The sequence below is a fragment of the Bacillus sp. TSO22 genome (assembly GCF_020223595.1).
Lineage (GTDB): Bacteria > Bacillota > Bacilli > Bacillales > Bacillaceae > Bacillus > Bacillus inaquosorum.
Genome location: NZ_JAHAWO010000001.1, coordinates 64,850 through 78,956, shown reverse-complemented (window position 1 = coordinate 78,956; position 14,107 = coordinate 64,850). Strand labels below are relative to the sequence as shown.

General features: G+C 45.5%; 14 protein-coding genes. 4 read left to right on the top strand and 10 right to left on the bottom strand.

The annotated features are described in order from the left end of the window. Positions 1-16 precede the first annotated feature (16 nt). The 10 genes from KHQ79_RS00495 to KHQ79_RS00450 all read right to left on the bottom strand — a co-directional run bounded on the left by KHQ79_RS00495 (position 17) and on the right by KHQ79_RS00450 (position 9,808). Positions 17-877 (bottom strand): carbohydrate ABC transporter permease, encoded by an 861-nt coding sequence (locus KHQ79_RS00495; protein ID WP_019259222.1) that lies wholly within the window; start codon positions 875-877, stop codon positions 17-19. Positions 878-1,084: 207 nt separating this feature from the next. Beyond that, the gene (locus tag KHQ79_RS00490) at positions 1,085-1,846 is read right to left on the bottom strand and encodes an NAD-dependent epimerase/dehydratase family protein (protein WP_225514008.1); all 762 of its coding nucleotides are present in this window, start codon (positions 1,844-1,846) and stop codon (positions 1,085-1,087) included. Between the two features lie 76 nt (positions 1,847-1,922). After that, complete coding sequence (gene bioI / locus KHQ79_RS00485; RefSeq protein WP_225514007.1) at positions 1,923-3,110, bottom strand: biotin biosynthesis cytochrome P450; 1,188 nt, start codon at positions 3,108-3,110, stop codon at positions 1,923-1,925. 68 nt (positions 3,111-3,178) lie between these two features. Continuing rightward, positions 3,179-4,186 (bottom strand): biotin synthase BioB, encoded by a 1,008-nt coding sequence (gene bioB / locus KHQ79_RS00480; protein ID WP_148982190.1) that lies wholly within the window; start codon positions 4,184-4,186, stop codon positions 3,179-3,181. A gap of 2 nt (positions 4,187-4,188) precedes the next feature. Beyond that, on the bottom strand, positions 4,189-4,884 hold the full coding sequence (gene bioD / locus KHQ79_RS00475) for a dethiobiotin synthase (RefSeq protein ID WP_225514006.1): 696 nt from the start codon (positions 4,882-4,884) through the stop codon (positions 4,189-4,191). Then, the gene (bioF, locus tag KHQ79_RS00470) at positions 4,881-6,050 is read right to left on the bottom strand and encodes an 8-amino-7-oxononanoate synthase (RefSeq protein ID WP_225514005.1); all 1,170 of its coding nucleotides are present in this window, start codon (positions 6,048-6,050) and stop codon (positions 4,881-4,883) included. Before bioF ends, bioD begins: the two co-directional genes overlap by 4 nt. Beyond that, on the bottom strand, positions 6,040-7,386 hold the full coding sequence (gene bioA, locus KHQ79_RS00465) for an adenosylmethionine--8-amino-7-oxononanoate transaminase (RefSeq protein ID WP_225514004.1): 1,347 nt from the start codon (positions 7,384-7,386) through the stop codon (positions 6,040-6,042). Before bioA ends, bioF begins: the two co-directional genes overlap by 11 nt. Continuing rightward, positions 7,376-8,152, bottom strand: a complete 777-nt coding sequence (gene bioW / locus KHQ79_RS00460; protein WP_225514003.1) for a 6-carboxyhexanoate--CoA ligase — start codon at positions 8,150-8,152, stop codon at positions 7,376-7,378. Before bioW ends, bioA begins: the two co-directional genes overlap by 11 nt. 200 nt (positions 8,153-8,352) lie before the next feature. Continuing rightward, a complete protein-coding gene (locus KHQ79_RS00455) occupies positions 8,353-8,853 on the bottom strand; it encodes a hypothetical protein (RefSeq protein ID WP_225514002.1) in 501 nt (166 codons plus the stop codon). Positions 8,854-8,908: 55 nt separating this feature from the next. After that, entirely contained in the window at positions 8,909-9,808 is a 900-nt protein-coding gene (locus tag KHQ79_RS00450; protein WP_003237986.1) for a dienelactone hydrolase family protein, read from the bottom strand. Positions 9,809-10,025: 217 nt separating this feature from the next. Here KHQ79_RS00450 and KHQ79_RS00445 point away from each other — a divergent pair, with 217 nt between their 5' ends. From KHQ79_RS00445 to KHQ79_RS00430, 4 genes are read left to right on the top strand one after another with little or no spacing between them, the layout of a single operon-like run. After that, positions 10,026-11,060, top strand: coding sequence for a LacI family DNA-binding transcriptional regulator (locus tag KHQ79_RS00445; protein ID WP_060399316.1), 1,035 nt, complete (start codon positions 10,026-10,028; stop codon positions 11,058-11,060). A gap of 33 nt (positions 11,061-11,093) precedes the next feature. Continuing rightward, complete coding sequence (locus tag KHQ79_RS00440; protein WP_225514001.1) at positions 11,094-12,374, top strand: ABC transporter substrate-binding protein; 1,281 nt, start codon at positions 11,094-11,096, stop codon at positions 12,372-12,374. Next, complete coding sequence (locus KHQ79_RS00435) at positions 12,367-13,278, top strand: carbohydrate ABC transporter permease (RefSeq protein WP_225514000.1); 912 nt, start codon at positions 12,367-12,369, stop codon at positions 13,276-13,278. The genes KHQ79_RS00440 and KHQ79_RS00435 overlap by 8 nt, the downstream gene beginning before the upstream one ends. Beyond that, positions 13,275-14,105 carry a carbohydrate ABC transporter permease gene (locus tag KHQ79_RS00430; RefSeq protein WP_003237993.1) on the top strand — a complete coding sequence of 277 codons (831 nt, stop codon included), beginning with the start codon at positions 13,275-13,277 and terminating at the stop codon, positions 14,103-14,105. Before KHQ79_RS00435 ends, KHQ79_RS00430 begins: the two co-directional genes overlap by 4 nt. Positions 14,106-14,107 lie beyond the last annotated feature (2 nt).

The window sequence follows — 14,107 nt, the reverse complement described above, 5'->3', positions numbered from 1 at the left end:
CTCCGTTTCATTTTCTTTATCCTTTGACAGATCCCAGCAAAGCTCCTTTTGCAAAATGCTTTTGTATAAATGGATAGACGAGCAGAACCGGGATGGTCGCCACCACAATCACGGCCATTTTAATGGTTTGCTCAGGCGGCGGGCTGCCCGACCCCATTTCTGACATATCCCCCTGCATCCCGCTTGATACAATCACGATTTGGCGCAGAAGCACCTGAATCGGCCATTTAGCTGAATCATTTAAGTACAAAATCGCCGTCATATACGTGTTCCAATATGTTACCGCATAAAATAGTGAAATCGTTGCGATCGCAGGAAGTGACAGCGGCAGCACAATTTTAAAGAAAATGCCCAGGTCATTGCACCCGTCAATTTTCGCGGACTCTTCCAGGCTTGACGGGATATTTTGAAAGAAGTTTTTCAGAATGATGAGGTTAAAGGCATTAATGGCTGTCGGCAAAATGAGGGCCCAGTAAGAATCAAGCAATCCGAGTGATTTGACCACAAGGAAAGTCGGAATCATGCCGCCGCTGAAAAGCATGGTGAATACGACGAGAAACATGAGCGGCTGCCGGCCGATTAAATCACGGCGGGATAACCCGTAAGCCATCAGTGAAGAAAGAAACATGCTGACTGCAGTGCCTATCACTGTCACAAACACAGAAACAAGCAAACTCTTATAAATAATATCTGTTGAAAAAATGTAACGATAAGCATCAAGCGAAAAAGTGGTCGGTATTAAAATGAATTTTTTCGACACGACTTCTTCTACTGTGGCGAAGGATGCTGCGATGACATGAATAAACGGAAGTACGCATATTAAAGCGAACATCAGCAAAAACCCGTAAATCAAAATATCAAACAGGCGACTTTTCAATGAATGTGCGATAGCTCCCACCTCTCTTTTGTAAGCGTTATCATTATTTTCTGAACGAGCTGCAGCATGTGACGATATCGTGTCTAAAATGTAGCAAATCTGTGATTGCCATGTCTATAATCATTTGAACAGAGTCCCCGGCCCGGCGGGGACTGCCGTGGATTAAAACCGATGACAAAAGAAAAAGAGCATAATCTTAGAAAATGATTATGCTCCGTTCTCTTCCTCATTCAGAAGCTCGGCTGTATTGATTTGTGGTGAAAACCCAAGTTCATTGACAGCGGATTCAATGGACCATGGCCGGCCCGGATTGTCAGAGACAGCGTAATAAGTGCCGTACCGGATATTGGTTTCAATAGCGGCTTTGAAAATCGACAGCAGATCGGGATGAGAAAGCAGTGTCTTTTTCGTCCTTTCTTTTTCATGCAGCGTATCCATTTCATCAGTGACAACTGTTCCAATGCGAAGATTGATCACTGAAAGCTTATTTTCCAAATAAAACAAATGGCCGATCTGTTCCGAGGTCAGCTTTAATACACCGTACAAGTTTTTTGACAGCGGATAATCGCTTGTTGTGATCTCCCGTCCTAAGAGCGAACGCCCGTCTTTTTCGTATACATCTGTGACATGATTGCTGCTGGCGAACACGAGCTTTTCAATGCCCAGCTCCGCTGCGGCGCGGTACAGATAATAGCTTGCCTTATAGAAAACATCCGTCATTTTCTCAAATTCAGCGATGTCCATGACATCGTATTTGATTTTGACAGCCAGCAAATTCAAGATTACATCAGTGTCTTTCGGAATCTTCTTTAACAGCTCATCATAATTTGCCGCGTCAGCCTGAATGGAAGAGGCTGTGCCATTGAAATGATCTTTATCAAGCACTGTCACTTCATAATCTGATCTAAGCCCTTCAGCCAGCAGTCTTCCAATTACACCATTTCCGCCGGCGATCAGCACTTTTTTCACTGTGTTCACTCCCCTTTTTTATAGATTGCCCATTTTCGGCGGGGCTGACACTTTTTTTGGCACTCACATGCTAGGTTTATTCAAAAGTCACCGGCAGCTCTTCAAGCGCCCGAAAGCCAAAAAGCGGCCGGTATCGCCATTCAGAATCAGCAAGTGTAAGGCCGGGCATTCGCTGCAGCAGGGTATTGACCGCAATTTGTGCTTCTAATCGTGCCAGCGAGGATCCTAGGCAAACATGATGGCCATGCCCGAATGAAAGGTGAGGATTAGGGCTTCTCGTAATATCGAAGACCTCGGCGTGCGCAAATATGTTTGGATCTCGATTGGCAGCCCCTAACAGAAGATAGACTTGTTCCCCTTGACGGATCGTCACCCCGCTGATGTCAATATCTTCCGATGCAACTCTGGCTGTCATTTGCGTGGGGCTTTCATAGCGTAAACATTCCTCAACAGCAGTGCCAATAAGATCTGGGTTTTCTTTTAGCTTCAAAAGCTGTTGTGGGTGCTGCAGCAGGCAAAGAATTGAATTGCTGATGAGATTGACGGTTGTCTCATGTCCCGCGATCGCCAGTAATATGCACGTAGAGGCCGCTTCCTCTTCCGTCAGCTTATCCTCTTCTTTCCCCTTCAAGAGCATGCTGATCATATCCTGCTGCGGATGCCGTTTTCGCTTTTGAATCAGCTCTCTAAAATATGCCATAGCCTGTACAGCGATATGATTACCCTCTGTTAATGCCTTTCTTGACCGGGTAAAATCAATCGTTTGAATGAGACTCGCAGCCCATTCTTTTAATTGCTCCCTATCTTCCTTCGGTACACCTATAATGTTGGCTATGACGAAGCTTGCTAAAGGAAAAGCAAAGTCCGAAATCACCTCCATCTTTTTTTCACCTTGCACTCGATCGAGCAAATGATGGACAGTTTCATCGATATACGGACGATAACTCTCTGCCATTCTCGGAGTAAACGCTCCGCTGGCCAGCGTCCGTAATCGTCTATGATCAGGCTGATTCTGAAACAGCATCATCTGACTTTGCACATGCTGAAGATCCTGATATTTGATTGACGCCTCAGGGAGCGGGGTCCGGACTTTGAATCTGGTATCTTTCAAAATAGCTGCTGTTTCTTCATATCCTGTGACATACCAGCCCGGGTATTTCAAGAAACTCCCTTTATATATAGGATGAATAGCGCGCAATGTTTCGTAAAAAGGATATGGGTTTTTCAAAAACTCAGAAGATGCAGTTGGAAATGCAATTGTCATGTGATCTTCTCCTTTCTGTTCAAAAATAAAAGCAATCGACATCACACCGATTGCTTTTAGTGATTCTCTCAGCTTTTCGCACTTAAACTGGCCTTCATTTCTTCGACTGATTCGACTTCAAAGCCTAAATCATTCAACATTTTATGGTCCTCCGTCTCCTCCTGCCCGGCAGTTGTTAAGTAATCTCCGACAAAAATGGAGTTAGCGGCGTAAAGCCCTAATGGCTGCAATGAGCGGAGATTGACCTCTCTTCCTCCAGAAATGCGGATTTCTTTTGACGGATTGATAAAACGGAACAGCGCCAGCACTTTTAAACAATAGAGAGGGTTTAATTCGTTGACGCCTTCTAATGGCGTGCCGTCAATCGCATGCAAAAAATTCACCGGAATGGAATCCGCGTCAAGGGCCTTTAAGCTTTTTGCAATATCGATGACGTCTTGTTTCGTCTCCTTCATCCCGATAATGGCACCTGAACACGGAGACAGCCCCGATTCTTTTGCGATTTCGACTGTATTGACCCTGTCATCGTATGTATGTGAAGTCGTGATGTTTGAATGGTTTCTCTGTGACGTATTCAAATTATGATTATAGCGGTCTACCCCGGCTTCTTTCAGCCGCTTCGCCTGCTCCGGCTTTAACAGTCCGAGACACGCACAAACCTTCAGTCCATACGTTTCTTTAATTTCCTGCACCGCGTCTACGACCTGATCCACTTCTCTGTTTGAAGGTCCCCTGCCGCTTGCCACGATACAATATGTGCCGATATTCAGATCGTGCGCCCGCTTTGCGCCTTCTAGAAGCGTTTCCTTATTCACCATCCGATAAGCCTGTATCGGCGCTTTTGAAATTGAAGACTGTGAACAATAGCCGCAATTTTCCGGACAGAGTCCTGATTTCGCATTCATAATCATATTGAGCTTCACTTTTTTTCCATAAAAGTGTTTTCTGATTTGAAAAGCCCCGTGCATCAAAAGCAAAATATCTTCATCTGGACAGTTTAATATCGAAAGCGCCTCTTCGTCGGTCACTTCTGCTCCTGCCAGCACCCGGTCTGCGAGTTCCATCCATTGATTCATTCTCATACCCCCACTTGATTCATCAGTAATGATAGATTGATATGGCCTTTTACCATATGAAGAACCGTTTCTTTCGTAACGTTGGCAAGCTTCGGCGTAACCCCTAAAATCGGCACACCGCATAAGCGCTCAATCATCTCAGGATTGGTTTTTTCATCATCATCAGGAGAATTACTGATCCCATTGATGACAATTCCGGCGATTGGAAGACTCATACTTTTCGCATATTGGACAGTTAAAAAGGTATGATTAATTGTTCCGAGATGAGGACGTGCCACAATGATCATGGGAAGCTGCAACGCTTTTATGACATGACTGATTAAAAAATCCTCTCCCAACGGCACAGATATACCGCCCGCACCTTCTACGATGAAGCATTCATGTTTTTCTCTTATCCGCTCCCAATGGCTCAAGACCTCTTCCATGGTGACAGCCTTTCCCTCCAGCTTTCCTGCAACGTATGGCGCAAGCGGCGCTTTGAAGGCAAAAGGCGTAATGTCTTCATGAGAAAGACTCGTCTGCGACGTCTCTTTCAGGAGACTGGTGTCGCTCTCCGGATGATGACGAGAAATACCGCTTAAAAAAGGTTTAAACACCCCGACATCTCTGTTATGTTCTCGCAATAAAGCGGCAAGACCGCTGGATATAACCGTTTTCCCCACTTCTGTATCTGTTCCTGTCACAAAAAAACCCCTCAAATGATATGCAGCTCCTTTCCAATTGAATGAAATGATGTCAGCAAATGATCAATATCACTTGTCCTGTGGTCAGCAGTGATTGTTAATCGGATCCGGCTTTCACCTAACGCAACAGTCGGCGGCCGAATGGCAGGAGCATAAATCCCTTTGTCCTGCAGCTTTTCAGCAAATGTGACCGTTTTACGGGCATCGCCGATGACCACAGGAATAATCGGCGTGTGATCCCCCTTTACCAAATAACCCATGTTCTTCAGACTGGTTCTGATCATGTTGATATAAGAAATTAAAAGCTGACGTTTTTCCCCGCTGGTTTCAATGATGTTGAAAGCCTCGTGAGCCGCCGCACAGCTGGCTGGCGGAATAGCGGTTTGAAAGATAAATGTTCTTGCATGGTTCAGCAAAAAGTCGATGCAGACCGCTGAACCTGCAGCAAAACCTCCTTCTGTGCCAACAGCTTTGCTTAAGGTGCCGATCACAATGTCAGGACAAACACCAAAGTATTCACTCGTTCCTCCTCCTGATTCACCCAAAACACCTGTGGCGTGGGCATCATCAACGATTACGAAAGCATGATAGCGTTTGGCAAGTGAGATGATCTGATCAAGAGGGGCTATCGTGCCATCCATGCTGAATATTCCGTCTGTAACGATAAAACGGCGCTGATAACGCTGTGTTTCATTCAGCTTGTTTTCAAGATCATCCATATCAATATGCTGATAAACAACTGTATCAGCCTTAGACAGACGGCAGCCGTCAATCATACTTGCATGATTCAATTGATCACTTAAAATGACATCTTCTTTTTCTGGTAATGATGAAAGGACACCGACATTGGCCAAATAACCGCTCGAAAACAGTAAAGCCGCTTCTGTCCGTTTAAAGCCGGCAATCTTTTTTTCAAGCTTTTCATGCCAGACCGAATTGCCTGTCGTTAAACGTGAGCCGCTGCTTCCCGCCCCAAATTGCTGCAGTGCCTCTTGGGCTGCAGAGATCAAGCGGCTGTGGCTAGCGAGTCCTAAATAATTGTTTGAGGACCAGACCGTTTGATTCTTGCCATCAATTTTCCTCTCTGGAATCGGAGCCCCATTCATTGTCCGCAGGTTGCGGTAAACGCCGGCTTCCTTTACCCTGTCTAATCGCTCGTTTAACCAGGCGTCAATCTTCAAGACTGGTAACCTCTTGGATCGCTTGTTTCATAATGGCAACCATTTCCGCAAGCTCTTCAGCTGTGCTGGCGAGAGGAGGCAGAAATGCAATCACGTCACCCAGCGGCCTTGTCAGCATGCCAAGCTCTCGCATCTTTAAGGAAACTTTGTATCCAACCCGCCGATCAGCAGGGTAAGCCTTTTTGGTTTCCTTTGACTGAACGAGCTCCGCGCCGCACATAAAACCAAGCTGCCGAATATCCCCAACATGAGGAAGCGTGTGCAGGTCTTGAAGAAGGCAATGGAGTTTTGCACTTTTTTGTGCTACTTGTTCCACAATGTTTTCAGATTCAAATAATGCCAGATTTTCAAGCGCAACCGCACAGCCAAGCTGATTTCCTGTATAGGAATGGCCATGGAAAAAGGTTTTTAGGTTTTCATAATCATCATAGAATGCCTTATAGATGTCTTCAGTGGCAAACGTAACGGCAATTGGCAAATAGCCTCCCGTAATGCCTTTACCGGCAGCCATCAGATCAGGCTGGACATTCTCGTGCTCGCACGCAAACATTTTTCCGGTACGGCCAAAGCCTGTAGCGACTTCATCAACAATCATTAAGACATCGTATGTTGTACAAAGCTCGCGCACGCCTGCCAAATATCCTTCCGGCATCACGATCATACCGGACGCTCCTTGAACCATTGATTCAATGGAAAGCGCGGCAATTTCCTCATGATGTTCCTCGAGCAGCTGTTCAAGCTCTCGCAGGCACTCATCACGGCACTCATCAGGATCGCCGCTTTCAGAGCGATACACATAAGGAATCGGAGCTTTGTAACTATCAAACATTAACGGCCCGTATACGTAGTGGAACAGTTCAATTGAACCGACACTGACGGCGCCAATCGTATCACCGTGATACCCATTTTTCATTGCGATAAATTTTTGTTTCTCAGGTCTTCCGATGTTCTTCCAATATTGAAACGCCATTTTCAAGGCTATTTCCATCGCCTCTGCGCCGCTGTCTGAATAAAAGACTCGCGTGAGCTTTGTTGGACTGATGTCGATTAAAGTTTCGGCAAGCTGAGTTGCAGGAACGTTGGTCATGCCCAATAACGTGGAGTGCGCAATTTTTCCTAGCTGCTTTTTTATCGCGTCATCTAATTCCTTTTTGCGATGCCCGTGGACATTAAGCCAAACAGAAGAAAAACCGTCATAGTATTCCTTGCCGTTTATGTCTTTGACTTTGATTCCAGTGCCGCTTTCGATGATTAAGGGGTTTTCATCATAATCTTTCATTTGGGTAAACGGCAGCCAGAGGTGCTTTTTGCTTTTTTCTATCAAATCATAAGTCATGCTCTTCCTCCCACTCTATCAAAATAGGCTGCTTCTCCAGATCATGTATGTACGTGTTTACATCTTTGGAGCCATCAATAAAAAAGATTCGGCAGCCCTCTTCTGTCCCGTATTCTTTCATTGCTGTAATACGCTGATAGCCCATTTTCTTACCCGCAACGTAGCCTGTTATGTAATCAGGGTCATCTGACCAGCATAATTCTGCAACGGCGGCCGGGTGCTGACTGACTTTTGAAGCGAGTGCAAGGGCCTCTTTTATTCTTGAATGTGCCGGCACGTGACAGCACAGCGCCCATTTTTCAAAATTGGCGTCCGGCCAATCCATTCTGGAGGCACGCACCCCTTTTTCTTTTGTTTGATCGAACCGCTTGCCGGTGTGAATATCAAACACCACAGCTCCCCTGACACCCGACCATTCAGGGATTTGTTCATATGCTTTTTCAATGACTTTTCGCGGAACGCCTTCTCTTTCCAATAACAATCGAGCAAGCTTTTGTCCCTCTTCCGGGCAGCTCACTTCATTCGTATGCACAGGCAATGGCTGAATGGTTTTTAACGGTTCATGTACCTCTTCAAATTGAATTTGCATAAAATCAGGTTTTCCTCTTGAATGGGATAACCCTTTTTCTAATAAGGCATTGAATGTACGTTTCATCTCACGGAAAGGAATAAGCCGTTCTCCGCCGGATATATGCTTTCCGCCGTCTTCATGAGATCCATTCATAGAAGCCCTCATTCTGACACTATAAAATGTTTCTTCTTGCATCGTTTCTCGCCCTTTCACTGATAACTGAAGAACGTGTATTACATCCTATTCTAATTGTTAACCAATTATAAATAAAGGTTAACAATTAGAATATTATTATTCACATATGATTCTGTCAATATAAGAAATCTCCATTTTGTTTTTGGGTTGCTTCTTGAAACGAGCAAAAAGACCGCTTTACAGTAAAACGGTCCTGGCCCTTAGATGTCTATTCCTCTGCGTTTTTTACGATTTCGATACTTGATGAACAAGCCGATCCCATTTACCATCATCAGTCCAAAAATCGTATTGCCTAACGGTGCCCAGCCATTCTCACCTGTGAAAAATAAGGACAGGGCCACCTTCCCAGCAAGTGTCACATTCAATAGGATTACACCTAATACAACTGAGCGCTTCCAAAAAGCAGCCAAAATAAAACCGATCAAAACCATCATGAAAACAATAGTTAAAACAGCCGAGACCGGACTGCTTAAAAGCATTTGCTCAAATTCCAGCACTTTTTGCATTTGCAGATAAATCCTCTTAGGTTCCGGAAACCAGACCATACTGCTCATCATCAATACAAAAGTAATGATGAGCCCATTCCAGCTGCGCTTATACGCAGCATAAACCAATACTAGTAAAAAGAGAGGGCGAATATACCAGCTTAATGGATTGAGATGCCGCCGGAAAGCCCAATCCAATATGTCTTGTACTTCCATTGGTTCCACTTCCCTCGCTCAAATCTGCGCCTTTCTGCCAATTTTCCCGTGGCAGTCACAGCCACTTTTGCAAAAACCGGACAGCTTCATGCCTCATGACTGCTGTTTCGAAATGCCCCGAAGCGGAACGGACCACCCGATAGCACTCAGAAGCTCCCTGTCCAGCATACACAGCTGTCAATTCTTTTTCGATTTTGTTCACACCCTCAGCCGGCGTTAACTGGTCGTGTTCACCAACAAGGCTAAGATGCGGGCGCGGCGCGATCATGCTTTGGATCTCCGATGCGGAAAAATGCTTTGCAAGCGACGGGACGTAATAATAAAAGCCATGCCGATCAAGATTCTGTGTTTTCATCAGCACGTGATGATCTACCTGGCTGCACAAATCCACGCACACCTTAATCCGGTCATCGAGCGCCGCTGTCCACCACGCCATCAACCCTCCCATAGACATGCCGATGGTTCCGATTCTGTCAGGCTGGACATCAGGCCGAGACTGCATATAATCTAACGCTCTTACACTGTCATAAATCATCATGCCCCACATCACTCTTCCGGTAAGAAGCATTTCTTTAAAAATCTCGCTTTCCGCTTTTCCCCGCCGATCTCCAAATCCCCAATGATCTATCGCAAGTACGCTGTACCCGAGAGACGTCAGCTCACAGGAAAAAGAAGGCGTTTTCAAATAATCCGCTCCTTCAATCAGTTCACTTTTCCCCCTATCATACTGGCCGCCATGCGAATGCTGAAACAATACGGCTGGACACGGTCCTTCTGCGGACTTCGGTTTCACAAAATAAGCAGGCACCTTTTCATGTCCGTTTAGATCGAGCAGGAGCGTTTCAATGATGTTTCCTTCTCTTTCTTCAATACGCAATATCTCCGTACTGATTTCCCTCCGTTCAGGCAAATCTCCAAGCAATTGAAACAGCTGCTTTCTTCTTTCCGCTCTCATTCCATCACCCTTCCTTATTCGCTTACTTCACATTTACGAGATGGATCTGGTTTCCCCTTTATTTTTCCAATGCAAATCGCATCATTTACTAAATATTTAGTAAATATAACGAAATATTCTGAAAGTAATTATTGTAACCGCTTACTTTCATATGATAGTATCAATTTATCAAAAACAGATGAGTTAATATTTTACTAAATAGATGAGAGGGATACCTATGGTTAGGATTAAAGATATCGCCTTGAAAGCTAATGTTTCAAGTGCGACTGTGTCCAGAATTTTAAATGAAGATGAGTCGCTTTCTGTTGCAGGCGAAACGAGACAAAGAGTCATCAACATCGCTGAAGAGCTTGGCTATCAAACGGTTGCCAAACGCCGGAAAGCCCGCGGGCAAAAACAGCGGGCCCAGCCGCTGATCGGGGTGCTGAGCTGCCTGTCTCCCGATCAGGAACGGCAGGACCCTTATTTTTCTTCGATTCGCAAAGGCATTGAAAAAGAATGCTTTGAACAAGAAATTTTCATTACGAATTCGATTCATCTCGGTTCCTTTCAAGAGCATATTTTTCGGGAACTGGATGGTGTTATTGTCATCGGCCGTGTTCATGATGAAGCGGTTAAGCATATTAGCGGAAGGCTGGAGCATGCAGTATTTATCAATCATTCTCCCGATCCTCAAGCATACGATTCGATTGGCATCGATTTTGAATCCGCTTCACGCCAGGCGATTGATCACCTTTTCGATCTAGGCTACAAACGGTTAGGCTACATTGGCGGGCAGGAAAAAGAGCATACGCTGAAGGACGGCCAAAGCATTCGCAGAACCATTGAAGACAAACGGCTGACCGCCTTTTTGGAGTCCGCCGCCCCCCAGCCTGAGCATGTGCTGGTCGGTGAATACAGCATGCGTGAGGGCTATCGCCTGATGAAGAAAGCAATTGATCAAGGCAATCTGCCGGAAGCATTCTTTATCGCCAGCGATTCCATGGCGATCGGCGCATTAAAAGCGCTCCAGGAAGCCGGACTCCAAGTGCCGCAGGATACGGCGATCGTCAGCTTTAACGGCATCGAAGAAGCTGAATTTGCCAGCACGCCATTAACGACGGTGAAGGTGTACACAGAGGAGATGGGCCGTACAGGCGTAAAACTGCTGCTTGACCGCCTCAATGGCCGAACGCTTCCCCACCGCGTCACCCTGCCCACAACATTAATCGTGAGACAAAGCTGTGGATATACAGCTAAGGAGGTGACATAAGAAAAGATTCATCACGATGATAAGGAGGAAAAGATGAAACACACTTTTGTTTTATTTCTCTCTCTTATTCTGCTTATTCTGCCCGGCTGCTCAGCAGAAAAAAGCTCAGCAGATACCGCAAAAAAGACGTTAACCATTTATTCTACAATGTCAACGGACAGTGAAAGAGCTACGTTCAGAAAACTGGCGGCAGCGTTTGAAAAGGAACACAGTGACATTCGTGTCAGCCTTCATTTCCCAGGCAATGACTATGAAAATATGATGCGTGTCAGAATGGCAGCCAAAGATTTGCCTGATCTTTTCGATACACATGGCTGGGGGAAAATCAGATACGGAGAATATACAGCAGATCTCCGGGATATGGAATGGACTCAAGATCTCGATCCTAATTTAAACAGCATCCTCAAAAATAAAAGCGGAAAGGTGTATGCCTATCCGATCAATCAGGCAAAAGACGGTTTGGCGTATAACCGTAATATTTTAGACCGTTACGGCATTGATCCGCCGGAAACGATGGATGACTTTATGAAAGCACTGAGAACGATTAAAGAAAAGAGCAAGGGAAAGATTGTTCCCTTCTGGTTTGCCGGATATGACAAAAGCTCATTCGCCCAATATTACGACCAATTCGCTACACCTCTTCTCATCACAGATCCTGCCCATAATGAAAAAAAACAGCTCATCAACGGTACCTTTCATTGGAGCAAATTCACTTATTTATCAGACATCCTTAAACAAATGCAGAAAGAAAAACTAATCAATATTGACGCCGTAACCGCAAAAAAATCACAGCTGATTGAATTAATGGCCCAAAATAAAATCGCCTTTACAATGCAAGGCGGCACACTCGGCCAGGACGTTGCTCAGATCAACCCGAACGTCAAGGTCGGCATTATCCCGACACCTGCCATACATGCCGGAGATGACCCAATATGGATCGGCGGCGAACGCTACACGCTTGCGGCATGGAAAGACTCGCCCCGCTTAAAAGAAGCAAAAGAATTTATCGCATTTATGGCCCGTTCCGCCAATGCTAAACAAATGGCTGAAGCCACATCACTTCCTTCAGGGCTGACCAATGTGAAAGCTGATATTTTCTACGCAAATGACTATGAGCATTATCAAGATGTCAAAGTCGAACCTTACTTCGACCGTTTATACCTGCCAAACGGAATGTGGGACGTCCTGGGCACGGTCGGGCAGGAGCTTGCGGCTGACATTTTGACACCTCAAGAGATTTCGAAGAAGCTGGAAAGAGAATATAAACGACTCCGGGAGCAATCGGAAACACAGGGAGCTGAAAACAATGAGTGAGATCGCAAGGGATGTTCATGTGGAACAGGTTAAGCCGAAAAAGCAGTCCTCACTTTGGTGGATGTATATTCCTGCTTTGCTCTCCGTTCTGGTCTTTATGATTTATCCGTTTGTGAAAGGTGCATTGATCACCTTTACAAACTGGAACGGCTTTTCTCAAGTCTACCAATGGGTGGGGTTCGCGCAATATGAAAGGCTGTTTTCTGATCCTGATACTTGGCACATCTTAAAAAACACGCTGCTTTACGGGCTCGGCAGCACCTTTTTTCAAAACGTGGTCGGACTCTTGTACGCGCTGCTCTTAAATCAAAGCATCAAAATGAAAGCGATAACAAGAACGATTGTGTATTTGCCGGTGATGATCAGCCCGCTCATTATGGGCTACATTTGGTACTTTTTCTTCTCCTATGACGGAGGCGCGCTCAACGATTTGCTCGGTGTATTCGGCATCAGCCCGATCAATGTGCTAGCCAGTCCATCGCTCAATCCGTGGATCATTGTCATGATTAACACCTATCAATATGTCGGGATCGCGATGGTAGTCTACTTAGCAGGCCTGCAAAGCATTCCGAAAGACTACTACGAAGCAGCGCAAATGGATGGTGCAAAACAAGGCCAGCAGTTTTTCACGATTACGCTGCCGCTGTTAATGCCCTCGATCACGATTAATATGGTCATCAATATTATCGGAGGCTTAAAGCTGTTTGACGTCATTATCGCGCTCACCGCAGGCGGCCCCGGAAATGCGTCGCAATCCATGTCCACGTTTATGTATGATTTGTACTTCAAACGGCAGGATGCCGGCTATGCCGCAACGCAAGGCATATTTATGGCATTTGTCATTTTGATCATCAGCTTTTGCGCGCTTGCGTACTTTAAAAGAAAGGAGACGGAAATGTCATGAAAGCCGCCCGTTCAAAAAAACTGCGGATCATTACGATTCTTGCCGCCATTGTGGCCTTTGCCCATTTTATTCCTTTTTACATCCTGTTGACCACTTCAATAAAAGCAAAAGGAGACTACAGTTCAAAATGGCTGTTTCCGGCTGACATCTCCTTTCACAATTTTTCAGAGGCATGGGAGCGAGCTTCGCTTGGAAACTCTTTTATGAACACCATTATCATCACAGGTTTTTCTGCCTTGTTATTGATCGTATTCGGCTCACTTGCCGCCTACCCTCTTGCCCGGCGGGAAACGAAGCTGAATAAAGCCGTTTTCGCCTTGCTGATTTCCATTATGATCATCCCTCCGTTAACGTCCATGGTGCCTTTGTACAGAATGGTCGTGGACGCTGGAATGGTCAATACACACGCCATCGCCATTTTGATCAATACAGCGGCTTATATGCCGTTAACCGTATTCTTGTATTCAGGCTTTATCCGTTCGACCATTCCAAAAGAGCTTGAAGAAGCCGCAAGAATTGACGGCGCAGGCATGCTGAAAATCTTTTTTACGATCGTGTTTCCTCTGCTGAAGCCGATCACTGCGACCATCTGTATTATTTCCTGTGTCTTCATATGGAACGACTATCAATTTGCGATTTTCTTTTTACAAGATCAAAAGGTTCAAACATTAACAGTGGCCATGGCAGGTTTTTTCGGAGAAAACGCCAACAATCTGCATTTAGTTGCCGCAGCCGCGCTCATGGCGATGCTGCCGATGGTTATTCTGTTTTTGGCGCTGCAAAAATACTTTATTGCCGGCCTGTCATCCGGAGCGGTAAAGGGATAACA